This is a genomic window from Nostoc sp. 'Peltigera membranacea cyanobiont' 213 (assembly GCF_002245975.1).
In the GTDB taxonomy this organism is placed as follows: domain Bacteria; phylum Cyanobacteriota; class Cyanobacteriia; order Cyanobacteriales; family Nostocaceae; genus Nostoc.
This window is the reverse complement of the sequence record NZ_NOLI01000036.1, coordinates 1-18,023: the sequence shown is the minus strand read 5'-3', so window position 1 is coordinate 18,023 and position 18,023 is coordinate 1. Positions and strand designations below refer to the sequence as shown.

The 18,023-nt window shown below is 43.0% G+C and carries 11 protein-coding genes; 5 read left to right on the top strand and 6 right to left on the bottom strand.

Annotated elements, in window-relative coordinates; all coding sequences use genetic code 11:
* Positions 1-35: 35 nt before the first annotated feature.
* From hpsC to metH, 4 genes are all read right to left on the bottom strand, one after another.
* Positions 36-1,037, bottom strand: coding sequence for a hormogonium polysaccharide secretion pseudopilin HpsC (hpsC, locus tag CDG77_RS12615; RefSeq protein WP_094329710.1), 1,002 nt, complete (start codon positions 1,035-1,037; stop codon positions 36-38).
* A gap of 65 nt (positions 1,038-1,102) precedes the next feature.
* Positions 1,103-1,828 (bottom strand): hormogonium polysaccharide secretion pseudopilin HpsB, encoded by a 726-nt coding sequence (hpsB, locus tag CDG77_RS12610; protein ID WP_094329709.1) that lies wholly within the window; start codon positions 1,826-1,828, stop codon positions 1,103-1,105.
* Positions 1,829-1,990: 162 nt separating this feature from the next.
* Positions 1,991-6,871: a hormogonium polysaccharide biosynthesis protein HpsA gene (hpsA, locus tag CDG77_RS12605; protein WP_223269798.1), complete on the bottom strand. Its 4,881-nt coding sequence runs from the start codon at positions 6,869-6,871 to the stop codon at positions 1,991-1,993.
* Between the two features lie 761 nt (positions 6,872-7,632).
* The gene (metH, locus tag CDG77_RS12600; RefSeq protein ID WP_094329708.1) at positions 7,633-11,160 is read right to left on the bottom strand and encodes a methionine synthase; all 3,528 of its coding nucleotides are present in this window, start codon (positions 11,158-11,160) and stop codon (positions 7,633-7,635) included.
* A gap of 168 nt (positions 11,161-11,328) precedes the next feature.
* Here metH and CDG77_RS12595 point away from each other — a divergent pair, with 168 nt between their 5' ends.
* Both CDG77_RS12595 and CDG77_RS12590 read left to right on the top strand, forming a co-directional pair.
* Positions 11,329-11,532, top strand: a complete 204-nt coding sequence (locus CDG77_RS12595; protein WP_094329707.1) for a hypothetical protein — start codon at positions 11,329-11,331, stop codon at positions 11,530-11,532.
* A 148-nt stretch (positions 11,533-11,680) separates the two neighbouring features.
* The gene (locus CDG77_RS12590; protein WP_094329706.1) at positions 11,681-12,103 is read left to right on the top strand and encodes a DUF488 domain-containing protein; all 423 of its coding nucleotides are present in this window, start codon (positions 11,681-11,683) and stop codon (positions 12,101-12,103) included.
* 4 nt (positions 12,104-12,107) lie between these two features.
* Here the strand turns inward: CDG77_RS12590 and CDG77_RS37545 are convergent, their stop codons facing one another.
* Positions 12,108-12,578 carry a hypothetical protein gene (locus tag CDG77_RS37545; protein WP_143857017.1) on the bottom strand — a complete coding sequence of 157 codons (471 nt, stop codon included), beginning with the start codon at positions 12,576-12,578 and terminating at the stop codon, positions 12,108-12,110.
* 76 nt (positions 12,579-12,654) lie between these two features.
* Here CDG77_RS37545 and CDG77_RS12580 point away from each other — a divergent pair, with 76 nt between their 5' ends.
* Together CDG77_RS12580 and CDG77_RS12575 are read left to right on the top strand one after the other, a co-directional pair.
* Positions 12,655-13,692, top strand: a complete 1,038-nt coding sequence (locus CDG77_RS12580; protein WP_094329704.1) for a leucine-rich repeat domain-containing protein — start codon at positions 12,655-12,657, stop codon at positions 13,690-13,692.
* Between the two features lie 236 nt (positions 13,693-13,928).
* Complete coding sequence (locus CDG77_RS12575; protein WP_094329703.1) at positions 13,929-14,807, top strand: N-acetylmuramoyl-L-alanine amidase; 879 nt, start codon at positions 13,929-13,931, stop codon at positions 14,805-14,807.
* Between the two features lie 61 nt (positions 14,808-14,868).
* On the opposite strand, the gene ribBA is transcribed toward CDG77_RS12575, so the two are convergent.
* Positions 14,869-16,542, bottom strand: a complete 1,674-nt coding sequence (gene ribBA / locus CDG77_RS12570; protein ID WP_094329702.1) for a bifunctional 3,4-dihydroxy-2-butanone-4-phosphate synthase/GTP cyclohydrolase II — start codon at positions 16,540-16,542, stop codon at positions 14,869-14,871.
* Positions 16,543-16,890: 348 nt separating this feature from the next.
* Between ribBA and argC the strand changes: the two genes are divergently transcribed.
* On the top strand, positions 16,891-17,949 hold the full coding sequence (gene argC, locus CDG77_RS12565; RefSeq protein ID WP_094329701.1) for an N-acetyl-gamma-glutamyl-phosphate reductase: 1,059 nt from the start codon (positions 16,891-16,893) through the stop codon (positions 17,947-17,949).
* Positions 17,950-18,023: the final 74 nt, after the last annotated feature.

The following is an 18,023-nucleotide window of genomic DNA, read 5'->3' as shown; positions in this document are numbered from 1 at the left end:
ATCCTGCTTTTATTAATATTTCTCAAAGATAGAAGCTATTTGGTAAATATAAAGCTGCTTCCTTGAACCTTAATGTTTGCACTCGGAAAATAACTAGATCTAATCTGGGCGTAACGCACTTTTGTTTCATCTTGTATTAAACGAGCTTGTGCGTTACCCCTTAAATAAACTTCAGCAGCACTTCTATTATTTAAGCTAACTGAATTTACACAAGCATAAAATCCCGATCTAACAATAGTTGCTGCTGTTGGAACTTGACTAAAGTTAGTAGAGCATGTAGCAGTAGCTGGCGCTCCCTGTGCTATTGTTGTTTGATCTATAAAATCAACCAGCACTACAGGAACTTGATTGTAAGTCCCCCCTCCTATCCAACTATTCATTTTTGCTTGTAATGTTACGCCTTTCTGTGACAAGTCAAATGCTTTAAAACCTTTATCTGGACATAGACTATATTTTTCAGTAAATCCTGTACAAGTACTACCACCACTATTTATAATGCCATCTTTAATTTCCCATCTGGCGATACGGGCAGCTTGAGACCAGTTAGTAGGATTAGTTTCTTTAATTAAATAGTAAGCTACTAATGAATAGACAAAAGAATCATCTTTTTGAACTACACCGGCAGTATTTGTACTTTGAACAGCTTCTTTGGAAAATTCTCGCTTCCAAAAGACAAGCACAGGAACTTTATCTGTTGTTGGACTATATAGTTGATTCCCACTTGCACTTGGGCAAGTATTAGTATCAACAGTACCGCTTAGACAAGCAATTCCAGTAGCATCATAAATATATATTGCTTGTTGGAGATCGCGGGTAATATAGTCAAGGGCTGATTTAATTTCTTGCTCAGAGTTGGCTTTAGCTTGTTCCTGGCTATCAGTGTTTAAAATGCTGATCATAAAACTGAGTAACGGCGTAATTACTAGGAATGCAATGAGCATAGCCACCAGTAATTCAATCAGCGTAAAGCCACTATTTTTGTTTTGCTTGTGAGAGGGTTTTAGCTGACTACTTAACAGCCACCTCAATATATTCATTTTGCTACAGGTTCTCCTTAGTGACCGATACTGAGTCATGAAATTATTTATGTTTACCGAGTTAATTATGGTTGACAACCACCAAGGCGATCGCACAAAGCGCTATAGGAGCTTTGACCCCTGACAATTTCAGTTGTCATTTCTACTAGGGGTGCTTTGCGATCGCCTAATCCCCCAGTGAATGTTGCTGTTGTTTTTTGGTTGCCATTGGTAGTATCATTCAAATCACTTTTCTTGAGAGAGCCAAACTGGGCATCCGAACGATACACCCGAATTCCCAACCGATAGCTTTGACCGTTATCGATTTGAGCGCTACTTGTGCTGATTGTTCCAACTGCATTGCCAAAAGCCTGAATGTAAAACTGAACTGGACTGGTTGTTTTGTAGGTTGTACAGTCGCTTGGTAGAGTTATTTTGCCATCATTGTGAAAGCAATATAAAGTAGTTGCATCTGTGGGAACCCCTGCACTATTGATTAAATAGTCACCACTGGTAGTTGAGCTTGCTACTGTTCGAGGTGCAGAAGCGGTTGCAGCAGAGAGTGAGGTAGTATTTGATATTTGGGCTTCTGAGATTGTTTTAGACTTGATAGCATCAATGAAGGCTTTAGCCGCTCCTGTTGCCAATTCTATCCGTCTAGCTTGCACACGAGTTGCTGTTGACATAACTAAGACAGGTGCGATCGCTACCAGCAAAACACTAACTACGAGGATCGCCACCAGCGACTCAATGATCGTAAAACCTGACTCGTTAGACTGAGCAGATAATTCTTGTAGTTGGCGTGGGTTCATACTCAATTTCTTAATAAGGCTATGTTTTAAAGTAATTTGCGATCGGGTGTAATACACTCGTAACCTCCTTTCAAACCTCTCCCCTACAAAGAGAAGAGGAAAGAGGTTTATTAACGCGATCTATTAACCAAAAAGTGCTGTAAAAACTCTCATTCAGACACTTTAGGATGGCTGGAGTTGGCAGTTGTTAGTATTACTAGGACGTTCAGTTGCAGGTAGCGCAAATTTGAAACCACTGCCAAAGTAAGTAGCGTCCGCAGTATCAAACCCATCTGCTGCTTGAGTTTGGACAGCACACAACAGAGTTTTCACCCAAAGATCATCCCGGCCTACTTCTCTGAAGTATTCATTCGGAGGATCTGCGGCTGGAGTTACAAAACGCTGGGCAAACAAGTCGGGATTTTGCGCCAGTAACGCCACATCAAAACCCCAGTTACGGTTAGGGGGCACATAATAAGGCGCTTCACCAGAACCACTACTAATGAAAGTACTATCTGATGTGTAACCAGGTCTATCAGAATTCAGAACTCTGAAAAAGATACTGTTATTCTTAGCAAGATTAGCAGGGGTAAGACTATTAGGGTCAGGAGAGGTTGCAGGTGCAGTTGTTGGCCCTGGTCTGACAAAAACTTGGAATGGTGCAGTAGCATATATACTGCGTTTAAATTGGATGAATGAACCGTTGATATTAGCATTAACCCCATTCCAGTTTTCTAAGAAGCGCACAAAGTTATGCAAACCCCCATTGGCTTCATAGGTAGTTGAACTCACACGAGCAGGACTATCACCAGCCGCAATTACTAGATTAAAAGTTGTATCACTTGCCTTAGACAACCATCTTGTACTTTTAACGAGACTAGATGATCCTAATCCTGCTAAACTGGCGTAATCTTGAGCTTGAGGTGCTGCGGTTGTTACCTGTAATTGCAATACTGGTTCTAATAGCGGCTGGTATAACGCATCTCTGCTGGGTGGACTAGCGAATCCTGTGGCTCCAGGAAAATCCTTAAGAAAACCAGAAGCTGGTAGTTTGGGATACCTGTAGAATAGACGATCAGTGTTGAAGTATTTGATCTGGCTAGTGTCGGACGCTGGTGGGCTAGGAGAAGTACTTGTTGTGGTTGCAAACCATAAGGCATTAGTCGCTGTGTCAGGTATGCTAAGTGGACCACCTATGATAAGCGGAAATTCTGCCACTAGACCTAATTTAATACCTAGGGGAATGGGGGTAGCGAGAGTATAATCTATGGCATTATTAGCAATATCAACCAGCTTGGCAAAATCAGGATTAGTCGTTGCTACATTGTATTTACGTTTGAATGCAACCCTACGGGCAAATCGTCTAAGATCAGCCCTTGGCGATTGGGCAGTTGTACCAGCTAAAAGTCTGCTAGGAGCTACACCTACTACATCACTAGACCTTTTGAAGATATCTGTATCTAAACCCACATACCAGTCACTCGGTTGGCACTCTGAAACTGGTATTTTGAAGCACATCTCCATTACATACTCTGGGAAAGATCCCCGGCGTTGAATGGGTGTGACGAAGTTGTTCAAGTAAGAACTGTTAGAGTCGGTAGTGGTGGGAGTACCTTGATAGTAGGTATCACCACCAGAGTCAGTGAGAAATGCCGATGAAGTGACGAAGTTGTTATTCCAGAAACCTACCTTCAGTCGGCTGAGTATAAGGTTAGGGTCACTCCCTTGGTTATTTCGCAAGTCGTAATCACCCTCATTGCGGAAACCTTCGCGGAAGCTAGCAGAGAGCAAGGTGACAGCATCGGCAATCACTGATGCTGGTCGCCATGTTTCGCCTGCTGTGCAATTTGGTAGTCTAGGGTCACTAGGCCGACAAGCAAAGTCTGGATCGCGATTTGCCGCAGCACGAGTGTAAAATTTAGTATCGTAAGTGCTATCGCTGGGAGCAGGTAAAAGACCCGCATCTTTAAATTCTTGTTTACTATGCAGATTAAAATCGCCTTTAACATACACTGGTAGCTCAGTTGCTAAAATTAAGCCTTTTTCTTCTGCTCTGTAATCATTATAGTGAATCGGATCGCTGCCAACCTGGCGACTCAAATCACTACCATTAATCAACATAATGGCATTAGGTCGCCGTTCTGGATCGAGCCTGTAGTCAGTGGCGCTAACATTTTCACTGTCTGACTGACTGCGATCTTTTTGAGCATCATCACGAGAGGCATAGATAATGCCGCTATTGGGCAATAGATATTCTTTATCCGACGCAGCGCCGATTGCTTGTGTGCGAAGCTTACTTAAATCTATGGTAGTGGCACGAATTTCTAGAGGCTGACGCTGTTCAACTTCTAAATTGTAGTTTCCAGTTAATGTACCACCTTTATCTATAGCCTTAATTTGTCGGGCATCAAGAAATGCAGTTTCTTTGATTGTGCCATCAAGAATGTAGGTATTACTCTGAGTCAGGGTGCCATCAGCAATCTGTATTGCACAAATGGTAGAGTCAATTGCTGATTGCTCAGAGAGAGTGAGTTGGCTGGTTGTTGCTTTAGCCAGTGCTTGCCGTAGTAGCGGATTTACAAGGCGGCCATTGGGAAATACCAAGTTGGCTTGATATTTTAAGCGGTCTAGCAAAGTTACGGTAGTGTTAGTCACATCATCAGCATTAGTCGCAGGTGTAAAAAAACCATTGCTATCTACTGTCTGTCCTCTAGTGACACCAGCAGATGTAGTAGCGGGAGCAGCGTAAACAACCCCATTGTTAGATGCTGCTACTGTTGTCAAATCAAGGGCATTATAGGTGTTTGTAGTTGCTGTTGCCTGATTAGTAGGGTTGTAGTAGCTACTTACACAGGCAATGGGTGCTTGATAATAGTCTGGTGTAGTCGCCTGTGGATCGTAGGAATCAAAATTGTAGTGATACACTGCCGTGGCACGCATTACCAAATCACCACGTTTTTGTTTACTCGCATTAAGAGGATCGGTCGGATCGGGTACAAGCATAGGCATAGTATCAGGCCAAACCACTGTCCCACCATTTTCCTTGACTACCGATGCTGGCGTGCTTGGATCATCAGGCACTGTTGTTGGACGAGTAGGTAGTCCAGATCCTGTAGGTCTATATACTCCAGCACCTGTAATCACCCTCAGTCCACCGATTACATCAAGGATATTAGTTCGGGGTGAAGCGGCTGAAATTTCCCAAAAACCATCACGTCCTGTAACCCCTAAATCTGATAACTGTTTGACGCGAGTAGTACGAGTACGATTAGTAGTGCTACTTGTCCAGTTCACAGCAGGAGTGATGGCTTGGGGATCATCATCTCCTACAAACTCTCCTTTTGTGTTGTCCCATATTAGTTCGGGTAGGTTGTTCCCTACTACGATGCGATCGCCTATCACTGTTTCTATTACGGGAGTATTATCTACAATGTCTGGATCTCTAGTAGGTAGTTGCGCTGTATCTAGTGTTAGTGTTGTATTAGCATCTGTTGGATAAATCCAGGCATCCATTGGACGTAGCGTATTACCAGAACCCTTCATAAAGGTTGTTGCATCTGCTGATATGGCATAGTCCACACCAGCAGATTTTTGAATACCAGAAGTACCATAAGGAACTTCTTTAAATGGTACGCGCCTAGTACGTTTACGGAACCAATTTCCCAATTCTTCCTTACGTATATTATCCCGGTTTAAGCTTGGATCGTTTAGCATCCGATTGCTTATATTAGTTTGGATTTCTTGAGGATCGGTAGTAGTAAGATTATTAAATTGCGCGCTCGTCAATAAGTCTATGCGTTGAGCATAAGCCTGAGTATTATAGGCAATCTCATTCGAGTTCTTTGAGGTAGTTTTATTAGTAGATTCCAAATTTTTACTTGTATCAGGTGCATTATTTTCTACAAATAAATCTACGCGTGTTCCACCTTTATCAGTTGCGCTGATTGGGCTACTAGTTCCAATATTACCGCCAACAACTATCTTCCCATTTTCTCGTTCATAGTAACATGAGTATCTACTACTCACCTGAAATAGGGTTATCGGTTGATCGGTTACACCAGTAAATAAGTTACTGTTGGTAAATATGCGTCCATTAAGACGGAATTTAGGCCCAGGTGTAATATCTAAGTCATCTTCATAGACAACAGCATTATTAGTAATAGAAACTTGACTACGATCCTGTTGCATTTCTAAAGCTGAGAAGCTTTTATTACCTCGATACTTCTCATATTTTGTTGTATCAAGACTAGTGGCTTGAGCAATATCACTAATGGGAACCGTTGCTGTATATACGAAAAAGCTTTTTTTCAATTCGCCAGTTGGTAGCTTATACCAACCCGAATTACCTACTAAACTGGCGCTAGTGTCACCCGCTACATCACAGGCTCCACCCGCCTTAGCTGGTAGCATAGGAGGGGTTCTAGCATCTAGTGGGCTTCTCTTTCTCTCTTGGGTTGTACCAGTTTGGGGGGGAGTGCGGAAGTAGATACCGTAGAGGATAAAGCTATCAAATTTACCGTTATTATCTGTATCAGCAGGAAATTTCCAGGCTGTTTGTAAGTTTTCTCTATTTTCTAAAAGGATAGTATCATCCGCTTCAATTGTCGTATCTTTATCAAGATTATAAGCCAGAGTTATGGGAGTTTCGTCACCAAATGTATAGACTGAAAGTTTATTCTTTAAGGTGTTATATAGTGTTAGATTTGATGGGACAGAACGTGGTAGAGTCGGGTCAGCAAACAGTCCAGTTATTTTAGCTTTAGCCCTGTCTAAGGCAGGAGTAGCGGCTTGCATTGTCGCTTCATTCACCCTTACATTACTAGCATTTTTAGAGCGTTCAAAAGACCGAAACAAAATTACAGTTGTCAACAGTACGACTACCAAAATTACCATCGCTACTGTTGGCAACACAAAGCCAGCACTTGCCGATCCCTGTCTTCTTCGATTGCCAAAAAATGCTCGTAGTAGCCAAATAATTTGTTTGTTAATCGTAGATAAAAACTGCTTAATAATTTGTTTTAAGCTTTTTTGAATTGCCTTGACTAGCTGAAGTTTTCGAGACATAGCTGTTTCCTTGTCAAGTGATTTATAGCGGATTTACTATTTGTTCAGACGTTTGCAACTATGCCTACAAAGTATTTTTATAGGCATAAGCTGAAGTTCTATTGATTTAAGCACTGGTTTTTGTTGGACTAACTTTCAAATAAAGTAGCTACAACAAAAGACAATTTCTTCAATTTATATCATTTATGAATTGTTTATCTTATCCGGTAAATACTGATTTTTGGAAAATTATTTAATTCAAGTCTGATAAACAGGAAGACATAACTTCACAGTGAATTTGCGGAAATGTATTTTATATAAAGGCAAATTTAGGAAGATGTTGTTAACAGGGTAAGCTTATAATACCCAACTGTTAAATGAAAGATATCAGTTGGGTACAAAATAATCAGATATAAGGGTTTTCACTCCAATGCAATACTGTCGAAACCTCACCCCGTATTTGCTGACGCAAATACTCGCCTCTCTTTAATTTACGGTGTACACACAATTCTTTGGTGAGGCCATTTAAGATTTATTGCGTAGCCCCTGAGATACTTCACCCTGGTTTTGCTATGCAAAACCAGTCCCTCTCCTTACTAAGGCTACAGTGTACACACAAGTCTTTGAGAGTGGCCTCATAGGCTTTTGATCCCCCCAACCCCCCTTAAAAAGGGGGGTAAAAGTCTCTTAAAGTCCCCCTTTTTTAGGGGGATTTCCAACGATTTTGGGTTTGTACAGAGATGTGTGTACACCGTAGCCTTATTGAGGAGAGGGGATATGGGTTAGGCACTAAAGTATTTGGCTACTGGGTGGTAAGTAATAATTGCAGTGGTAGATTGTTCTGGATAAAGTTGTTCGCTTTCATCCATGTACAATTTAATCCTGTCAGTCTGCAATAACTCTAGTTGCTTGTATTGATCTTGGATATTTGGGCAAGCGGGATAACCAAAACTATACCGCGAGCCACGATAGCGTTGTGCTAATATATCCCGAATATTGTCGGGTTCTTCAGCAACAAAGCCTAATTCACGGCGAATTCTAGCGTGTGTCCATTCAGCTACAGCCTCGGCCACCTGCACCGCCATGCCGTGGAAATACAGATAATCGGTGTATTGATTGGCTGCAAACAGCTTTTGAGCGAACTCTGTGGCAATTTCCCCTACAGTCACCGCTTGCATGGGGAAGACATCAATAATTCCCGACTCCTTCGGTGCAAAGAAATCTGCTATGCACAGCCGCCTTAAAGACTTCTGTCTGGGAAACTCGAAAGTTGCAACCTGTTGTGATTGGTTCTCTGAGTTATATATATGTAGAGAATTCCCTTCAGATTGACAAGGGAAATATCCGTAAATCACCTGCGGATGTAACAGATTCTCTTCAATAATTCGCTGTTTCCAAGTTTCTAAAACTGGGTAAACTTTCTCAGCTAAGAAAGCTTGATATTCTTCCTTAGATTGTTCCTTTGGCTTGCGGAATTGCCACTGTCCCGCAATTAAAGCTTGTAAATCCAAGTGCCAGAATATTTCCTCAATGGGAATATCACTAGGCTGCAATAACTTCGTTCCCCAAAAAGGCGGTGTAGGACGTTCAATATCTATCGCCACGGCTTCGGAACGTCTTGTATCTAATACTTTTGGTTCAGCAGATGTTTCTTCAGCAGTTGTCGCTTTTGGTTCTTTGTTGCCATTTGTCGAAACTTCAGCCGTTTCGACTTCGTTCAAAAATCCTTGCAAATCTTGCCAGTTATCAGCAGCTTTTGCTGGCATTAATTTATCCATGAAATGCAAGTCAGAAAAGGCATCTTTGCCATAAACAACTTTACCTTTATAGGTTTTTTGACAATCTTCATAGACAAACTTGGGAGTCAACGCCGCACCACCTAATATCACAGGGACACTAATTCCCTTTTCGTTGAATACCTCCAAATTCTCTTTCATAAAGGCGGTGGATTTCACCAGTAAACCACTCATAGCAATACAATCAGGTTTGTACTGTTCGTAAGCGTTGATGATGTTTTCTACCGGCTGTTTAATTCCCAGGTTAATCACTTTGTAGCCGTTGTTGGACAAGATGATATCCACCAAGTTTTTACCAATGTCATGGACATCGCCTTTGACTGTGGCAATGATAAAGGTTCCTTTGGCGTTGTTGCCTGATTCTGATTTTTCCATGAACGGTTCTAGAAACGCCACCGCCGCTTTCATGGTTTCCGCAGATTGCAAGACGAAAGGTAGCTGCATTTGTCCTGAACCGAACAATTCCCCAACAACTTTCATCCCATCTAGCAGGAAGGTGTTGATAATTTGCAAGGGGGGATATTCTTCTAAGGCTTTTTTGAGATGTTCTTCTAAGCCAATGCGTTCGCCGTCGATGATGTGGCGTGTGAGACGTTCGGGAATGGGGAGACTTTCATCTAAGGAGCGATCGCGCTTAGTTGTCACCCCAGCAAATACTGTGGTAAGCTCTCCCAAAGGATCGTAAACGCAGACGTTACCCTCAAACTTCCGCTCATCATAAATCAACTGGCGACAAATTTCTTGATGGCGTGCGTCAATCTTAGCAAGGGGTAAAATCTTGTTAGCGCTGACAATGGCTGCATCCATTCCCGCCGTTGTCGCTTCGTGCAAAAACACTGAGTTCAGCACCATCCGCGAGGCTGGATTCAAACCAAAGGAAATATTGGAAACACCCAAAATTACATGACTTCCAGGCAATCCTTCACGAATGCGCCGGATAGATTCAATTGTCGCCTTACCGTTTTCTCGGTCTTCTTCAATACCAGTGGAAATGGGTAACGCTAGGGTATCAAAGAATATTTCTGTGGGTGGTATGCCGTATTCTACAGCTTGACGGTATGCACGTTGGGCGATCGCAAACTTTTTATCTGCTGTCCGCGCCATCCCATCTTCATCGATAGTACCAATGATTACACCAGCACCGTATTTTTTCGCTAACTCCAGCACCTTCAAAAAGCGCGGTTCCCCATCTTCGTAGTTGGTGGAATTAAGCAAACACTTACCACCAGCAACTTTTAAACCCGCCTCCATCTTTTCCCATTCGGTGGAGTCAAGCATTAAAGGCAGTGTCACATTATTAACAATGCGCGAAACTAGTTCGTGCATATCCCGCACGCCGTCACGTCCCACATAATCGACGTTGACATCGAGGATATGTGCGCCTTCTTTGACTTGCGCCCTCGCCATTGAAACGAGTCCATCCCAATCTTCGGCATTTAGCAAATCGCGGCACTTCTTGGAACCACTGGCGTTGAGACGTTCGCCAACTATCAAGAAGGAATTATCTTGATCGTAGGGCTGAGTGGTGTAAATTGATGCTGCTGCTGGTTCTAAACTAGGTTGTCTAACTTTTGGCTTCAGGTCTTTAGCGAGTTCTGCCAATTGTTGAATGTGTTCTGGACGCGTCCCACAGCAACCCCCGATCACTTGGACACCCAAATCTTCAACAAAATGCATCAATGACATCCGTAATTCTAACGGTGTCAGTCGGTAGTGTGCTTGACCGCCAACGTTTTCAGGTAAACCCGCGTTGGGAATACAGGAAACGATGAAAGGTGAATGTTCTGCCAAATACTTGATATGTGGTTTCATCAAGTCTGGGCCAGTGGCGCAGTTTAGACCAAGAATATCTATTGGGTAAGGTGCGAGAATTGTCAGCACAGCGCTGATTTCGGAACCTACCAACATTGTGCCCATGCTTTCCATTGTCACAGAAACCATCAACGGTCTGCGATCGCCCTTCTTAGCAAACACTTCTTCAATTCCATTCAGCGCCGCCTTAATTTGCAGCACATCTTGGCAAGTTTCCACCAGAAATAAATCGACACCACCATCCCACAGCGCCTCTGCTTGTTCAGCAAAAGTCGCTTTCATGGTGTCAAAGTCAATATGTCCCAAGGTAGGAAGTTTCGTTGTGGGGCCGATGGAACCTGCCACAAACCGGGGTTTTTCTGGTGTGGAAAATTCCGCAGCTACACGCTTGGCCAATTCTGCGGCTGTCTTGCTGAGGTAGTAGGCTTGGTCTGCCAAGTCATATTCTGCCAGCACCAGGGACGTACTACCAAAGGTATCGGTTTCAATGACATCAGCACCAGCGGCGAGAAAGTCGCGGTGAACCTTAGCGACTGCTTCGGGTTTCGTGTGGACTAAGTATTCGTTACAACCTTCATACTGTGGGCCGCCGAAGTCTTCAGCAGTCAGGTTTTGGGTTTGTAAATTGGTTCCCATCGCCCCGTCAAATACGAGGACTGGGCTATCTGGACTACGCAGGCGTTCAAGGAAAGGATGAGTCATATTTTCCGAGAAGAATTTAGGTTAGTCGTATAATATTCGACTTACTTTATTATTTTCCAAAATTTTGAGAGTTTCGGCAGTATATAATGGAAAATTTTGATACCATACTGAAATTAATCATGTGTCTATAATATCACTTAGTTAGCTAGTTCATATAGAGGTTGTGGTATGGAAAGAAGGAAAATTTTAATTGCAACTAAAACATACCCTTCAATTAACACTAAATATCAAGAAACAGGGAAGCATCTCACCGAAAGCAAATATACCTGGCGATTAGAAATCGCACGCCAGTTGCTCATGGGGGAAACCCCCAAGACCGCACTGGCTTGGCTATACAAACCAAGTCCGCCTGCGCGGACTCAAGGAATTTGAAACCCACGGAGGTGGGTTTTGTCTGTATAGCCGCGAATTCCATTCGCTAGGTCTAGAGATATTTTTACAAAAGTTGAGATGCACTCAGAAACAGTCTGTACAGCAAGAGTTTTACTATATTTAAACTTGATTGTTCCAGGAATTGAAAATGAAAGTTAAAGATATTGCTAAAACAAGATGTATACTTACTTTTGGATATGGCAATCGCAAAGACTACGATGCCTTCTTGGAATACCTACAAAAGTTTGATGTGGAATGTGTTGTTGATGTCAGGATGGTTCCTCGTGCTTGGAGTCGTAAATGGTACGGCGACAAAATTAAAATATTCTGTGAACTAAATAATATTGAGTATATTTCTAAAACTGCTTTAGGTAATACATCTGGAAAAGAAAATTGGATTCCAGTAAATCAAGAAGAAGCAGATATAGCTCTACATGAAATTGCACAAATTGCTCAAACTGGTAATGTTTTACTGTTGTGTGCTGAAATGAACCCGAATCGCTGTCATCGGAAAGAAGTTGCTCATTGCTTGGGAAACCTAGTATCAATGCCTGTTAAGCATTTAGAGTAATAAACTACAATTTTCCAATATTTAGGCAAGAGTGTTTAGTAGACCTCATCTCACAATAAGCGATCGCCTGTAGCGTTGGTGATGCCGCATCTACGCCCATCGTAGACATCGCAATTATAAAGCGATCGTAGTTGTAGGGTGTGTTAGCGCGAAAGCGTAATGCACCTTTGAACTCCATTAATGAGGCTTTGAACTCCGTTAATGAGTCTTTGAACTCCGTTAATGAGTCTTTGAACTCCATTAATGAGGCTTTGAACTCCATTAATGAGTCTTTTAGCTCCATTAATGAGGCTTTGAACTCCATTAATGAGTCTTTTAGCTCCATTAATGAGTCTTTGAACTCCATTAACGAGTCTTTTATATTTGTGAATGAGTGAATGTTATTGCGAGGGTAGCGATGCTTACGGCAAGTATTGCGTCCTACGCACCCTGCTAATTTAAATATTACAGCCGTTTCTACGGAGATGGAACACATTAATCTAGCCCCACTCTCCATAATCTGCGATACACTAATCTGGTAAATATCGCTACAAAGTTGGTGAGGTTTGCAGGTGACAAACGAAGAACTGTTGCAAATTATAGAAAAAGCTGCCAGGGAAAAGGAAACGGTGCTATCCCTCCATAACAATCAACTCAGCAGCCTGCCGCCAGAAATCTGCCAGCTCTCCAACTTGATAATGCTATCCCTTGATAACAATCAACTCAGCAGCCTGCCGCCAGAAATCTGCCAGCTCTCCAACTTGATAATGCTATCCCTTCATAACAATCAACTCAGCAGCCTGCCGCCAGAATTCAGCCAACTTTCCAACTTGGCATGGCTATTCCTCAATCACAATCAACTCAGCAGCCTACCGTCAGAAATCTGCCAACTCTCCAAATTGATATGCCTATCCCTCCATAACAATCAACTCAGCAGCCTGCCGCCAGAATTCAGCCAACTCTCCAACTTGACTGAGCTATCCCTCAATCACAATCAACTCAGCAGCCTGCCGCCAGAATTTAGCCAACTTTCCAACTTGACTAAGCTATCCCTCAATCACAATCAACTCAGCAGCCTGCCGCCAGAATTTAGCCAACTTTCCAACTTGACTAAGCTAGACCTCTCTAATAATCAATTCAGTAGCCTGCCGCCAGAATTTAGCCAACTTTCCAACTTGACTAAGCTAGACCTCTCTAATAATCAATTCAGTAGCCTGCCGCCAGAATTTAGCCAACTCTTTAACTTGACAATACTAGCCCTGAATCACAATCAACTCAGTAGCCTGCCGCCAGAAATCTGCCAACTCTCCAGCTTGACTGCGCTATCCCTCCATAACAATCAACTCAGCAGCCTGCCACCAGAAATCTGCCAACTCTCCAACTTGAGATGGCTACACCTCTCTAATAATCAACTCAGTAGCCTACCGCCAGAAATCTGCCAACTCTCCAACTTGAGATGGCTATACCTCTCTAATAATCAACTCAGTAGCCTACCGCCAGAAATCTGCCAACTCTCCAAATTGACTGAGCTAGACCTCGATAACAATCCACAATTAAGCTCACAGGCAATTTTGAACTATCTTCGAGCCAGGTTGAAAGCTAAACAATAATATCTTTCTAAGCTGCTAGTACTTGGCGAAGGGGGTGTATGTAAAACATCCTTATGAAATGGTTCGTAACATCATTATTGCAGGGATTATCAAGGTATATTTGACTAGAATTAAGGTATTATAGCGATTATTATTTGGATACCATAAGCGGTAGGGGTTTACAGAAATGCGCCTCTACAACTGACACGCCAGTTTAGCTATAAATTAATATCTACCGTTTTACGGGTATTAGAAAAATGAAGTTTACAGACTGGGTGACTAGGGTGCTACTAATCTGGCTGATGTTCGCCACTTTAATTGCAGTGCTGCTAATTGGACGAGCGACAAAATTACACAACAATCCGACAATATCCCGTGCATCCAATCCACAGGTTACAGCTTTCAGTCAATATCCCCAGGCGCAATTCCAATCAGCGAAAGAGCCAGAGAAGAAATTTCAAAATGCTATCAAGTCTCCAGTCAAGGTTAACAAGCCTGTAGCAAGGTATATAACCACTCAAGCTTTTGCACGCTACAGACCTAGTTATCAAGTTGCTTCAGTTGACCCCAGTAACTATGGAGAACGGTACGCCCAAGATGTGAACGGCGTAACTCTCCACAATCAACCGATTATCGTCCTCCATGAAACTGGTTATTCTGCTTCTAGCGCCGTTAATTTCTTTCAAGTAGCCCATACTGATGAAAGCGTGCAAGCAAGTTACCACGCCTTAATCAAGTTAGACGGAACGGTGGTTTATCTAGTACCGCCAGAAAAACGGGCTTTTGGTGCAGCTAACTCTGTGTTTGATGGTTCTCAGGGAGTGGAAACTGTGCAGACTAATCCGACTTTACCCGCGTCTGTGAATAATTTTGCTTATCACGTTTCTTTGGAAACACCGCCAGATAGTTATGACGCTAGCAGCCAACAAACCCATAGCGGCTACAGCGAAGCTCAATATCATTCTCTTGCTTGGTTAGTTGCTCAAAGTCAAGTCCCAGACGATCGCATCACTACGCACCATCTCGTAGACCGTTCTGGTAAAAAAGTTGACCCAATAAATTTTGATGGGAATAAATTTCTGAGCTTACTTAATACTTTTCGTCAGGTTAGACCTATTTATAGAGTAAATAAATAATTTGTTCGTAAGGTGCGTTACGCTACGCGATAACACACCCGACAAAATTTATTGAACTAAGCTATTTGCTAAAGCTATAGATTTGCTGCTTTTCTAGGCGATCGCTAATCGATGAAGGCAATGTACCATGCGGGAATGTCTGACGATCTAGTTGCACTTGTAAATTACTCAAGGGATCGCAACCAGAGGAAATCAGAAATTCTAGTTTTTGGATGTATGGCAAGGTTGCGAGGTTATCCAAAATTTGGAATATAGCGTGTATATAAGGATGACCACTTTGTTGATACCAATCAGAGCTAGCAACTTTTGCCTGATCGAAACCCAAGTGTACTGTTAAAGATGGCTCGTCAAATATAGCGATCGCTAACGGACGCGCTTCTTCTTGCAACAATAGATCGTTACTTTTCGCTAAATGTCGCAGTTTCTCTAAGCGTTCATAACGTTCTGTTGCAGCTTCTGGGTCATCTTGCCAATGGATTGCTACTGTCACCAGATAAGTTTGTAACAGCAGATGACCCAGCTTTTTCGCCTTTGTCGCCAGGTAATAAGAATTGTATTCGTTTGCCTCAATCAACAATGGCACGCGATCGACTACTTCCAACCCATAACCCTTTACTCCAGCAATTTTACGAGGATTATTGGTAATCAAACGAATTTTTTTGATACCCAAATCCATCAGCATTTGTGCGCCCATTCCGTAGTCTCGCAAGTCAGCCGGAAATCCCAAACGCTCGTTTGCTTCAACTGTATCGAGTCCCATATCCTGCAATGAGTAGGCTTTCAGCTTGTTAATCAAGCCGATTCCTCTTCCTTCTTGACGCAGGTATACAACTACACCTTGACCAGCCGCCTCAATCATTTTCAGTGCGGCTTGTAACTGCATCCGACAGTCGCAGCGCAAAGAACCCAAAGCATCACCAGTTAAGCATTCTGAGTGCATCCGCACCATTACTGGCTCATCTTTGAAGTTAGCTGGATCGCCCTTGACAATTGCAACGTGTTCTGTATTATCCAGAGTATGGCGATAGGCGTAAATTTCAAACTGGCCGAATTGACTAGGCAGTTTGGTAATTACCTCACGATACACGAGGCGATCGTGCTGTAGGCGATAACTAATTAAATCCGCAATACTAATTATTTTTAAATTGTGACGTTTGGCATATTCAACTAACTGCTGCAACCGCGCCATTGAACCATCGGGGTTTTGAATTTCACAAATTACTCCGGCTGGATATAGCCCTGCTAGTCGAGATAAGTCTACAGCTGCTTCCGTATGCCCTGCGCGTTTGAGTACGCCTCCAGCTTTCGCCCGAATTGGGAAAATATGACCGGGACGACGTAAATCGGTAGGTTTTGTAGCTGGATTGAGAGTAACCTGGATAGTGCGGGCGCGGTCTTCGGCTGAGATGCCAGTGCTGACACCCAATTCTGGCCCAGCATCAATGCTGACAGTGAAGGCAGTTTGGTTAGTATCTGTAATGTTGCTTACCATCAAAGGTAAGTCTAGCTCATCTAAGCGATCGCCTGTCATTGCCAAACAAATCAGCCCTCTAGCTTCCACCGCCATGAAATTAATCGTGTCGGGTGTGGCAAATTGGGCGGCACAAATTAAGTCGCCTTCATTTTCTCTATTTTCATCATCTACCACTACAATTACACGACCAGCTTTTAGGTCTGCTAAAGCGGCATCAATCGAATCAAATTTAAAAGCTTGGGTAGTATTAGGCTGTGACACAGATAGATTTCCAGCTACCAACGTAAATTTTTTTTACAATTTCTTCTTTTAGATTGTAGCTCCTTTATAAGGCAGAGAAGTAGACTAGCAATGATTTGATAACGCGGCAAGAATTTTTGCCATTAAAAATGGGGATTGCAGTACAGCAAAGGATGAGGAAGATGAGGAAGAATAATAATCGTTTGTTTGCTCCCTTATCTCCCTTATCTTCCCTTACTCCCTCATCTCCCCTTACTCCCTAAAATAAAGTCGAGGGGTTTCAGGTGTTTTGTACGCTGTGAGTCTAGTCGCTGATATTGTTGATAGCTGAGAACGAATTAACTATTCATGGGATAAGGATTTCAGATCATGGGCAAATTAAGACGCGTACCCGTTGGGATTGTTGGCGCGTCGGGCTATGGCGGAGTGCAGTTAGTACGGCTACTGATGGATCATCCAGAAGTCGAACTGGTTTATTTAGGCGGTGAGAGTAGTATCGGGAAATCTTTCGGGGATTTGTACCCGCATCTGGCTCATGCAACTAACTTGCTCATAGAAGCAGTAGAACCAGAAATAATTGCTCATCGCTGTGAAGTAGTTTTCCTGTCTTTACCAAATGGTCTGGCTTGCCAAATCGCACCCAAACTTTTAGAAAAAGGATGTAAGGTACTGGATCTGAGTGCAGATTATCGGTTTAGTAATTTGACAACTTATACAAATTGGTATGGCACTGAGAGAAGCGATCGCACCATTGCAGCGACAGCAGTTTATGGATTACCAGAACTTTACCGCGATCGCATTGCCGAAGCTCAACTCATTGGCTGTCCTGGTTCCTATCCCACTGCAAGTCTCCTTGCACTTTCGCCACTCTTAAAGCAAGGCTTAATCTTACCAGAAACAGCTATTATCGATGCCAAGGCTGGCACATCTAGCAGTGGACGGCAACCTCAAACCAACTTATTGTTAGCTGAAGCAGATAATTCCATTGCAGCTTTTAATATCGGCCGTCACCGCCACACCCCAGAAATTGAGCAAATTTGCAGTGACTTAGCTGGTCACGAACTCATGATTCAATTTACACCGCACCTTGTACCAATGGTACGCGGGATTTTGGCAACGGTATATGCCACATTGAGCGATCCGGGTTTAGTACGAGATGACTTAACCACAATTTTTTCAGCCTTCTACCGCAACTCTCCTTGGGTAAAAGTCTGCGGTAGCGGCATTTACCCCCAAACCAAGTGGGCTACTGGCAGCAATATTTGTTACATCGGTGTAGAAGTTGACCCGCGCACAGGTCGCGTAATTGTCATGTCAGCAATTGACAATCTAATTAAAGGGCAGGCGGGTCAAGCGATTCAATGTCTAAACCTGATGATGGGCTGGGATGAAACCTTGGGGTTGCCCAAGTTGGGGTTTTATCCTTGATTGGGGATTGGGAATTGGGCAAGAGGACTTGGGGATTGGGCATTGGGAAAAATTCTTGCCCCCCTAGTCCCTAG

Bases quoted from the DNA above. Each gene is read 5' to 3' on its own strand.
- CDG77_RS12595 (WP_094329707.1), top strand. From the start codon at position 11,329: ATGGAAAGAAGGAAAATTTTAATTGCAACTAAAACATACCCTTCAATT.
- CDG77_RS37545 (WP_143857017.1), bottom strand. From the start codon at position 12,578: ATGTGTTCCATCTCCGTAGAAACGGCTGTAATATTTAAATTAGCAGGG.
- CDG77_RS12575 (WP_094329703.1), top strand. From the start codon at position 13,929: ATGAAGTTTACAGACTGGGTGACTAGGGTGCTACTAATCTGGCTGATG.
- argC (WP_094329701.1), top strand. From the start codon at position 16,891: ATGGGCAAATTAAGACGCGTACCCGTTGGGATTGTTGGCGCGTCGGGC.
- hpsA (WP_223269798.1), bottom strand. From the start codon at position 6,871: ATGTCTCGAAAACTTCAGCTAGTCAAGGCAATTCAAAAAAGCTTAAAA.
- CDG77_RS12590 (WP_094329706.1), top strand. From the start codon at position 11,681: ATGAAAGTTAAAGATATTGCTAAAACAAGATGTATACTTACTTTTGGA.
- hpsB (WP_094329709.1), bottom strand. From the start codon at position 1,828: ATGAACCCACGCCAACTACAAGAATTATCTGCTCAGTCTAACGAGTCA.
- metH (WP_094329708.1), bottom strand. From the start codon at position 11,160: ATGACTCATCCTTTCCTTGAACGCCTGCGTAGTCCAGATAGCCCAGTC.
- hpsC (WP_094329710.1), bottom strand. From the start codon at position 1,037: ATGAATATATTGAGGTGGCTGTTAAGTAGTCAGCTAAAACCCTCTCAC.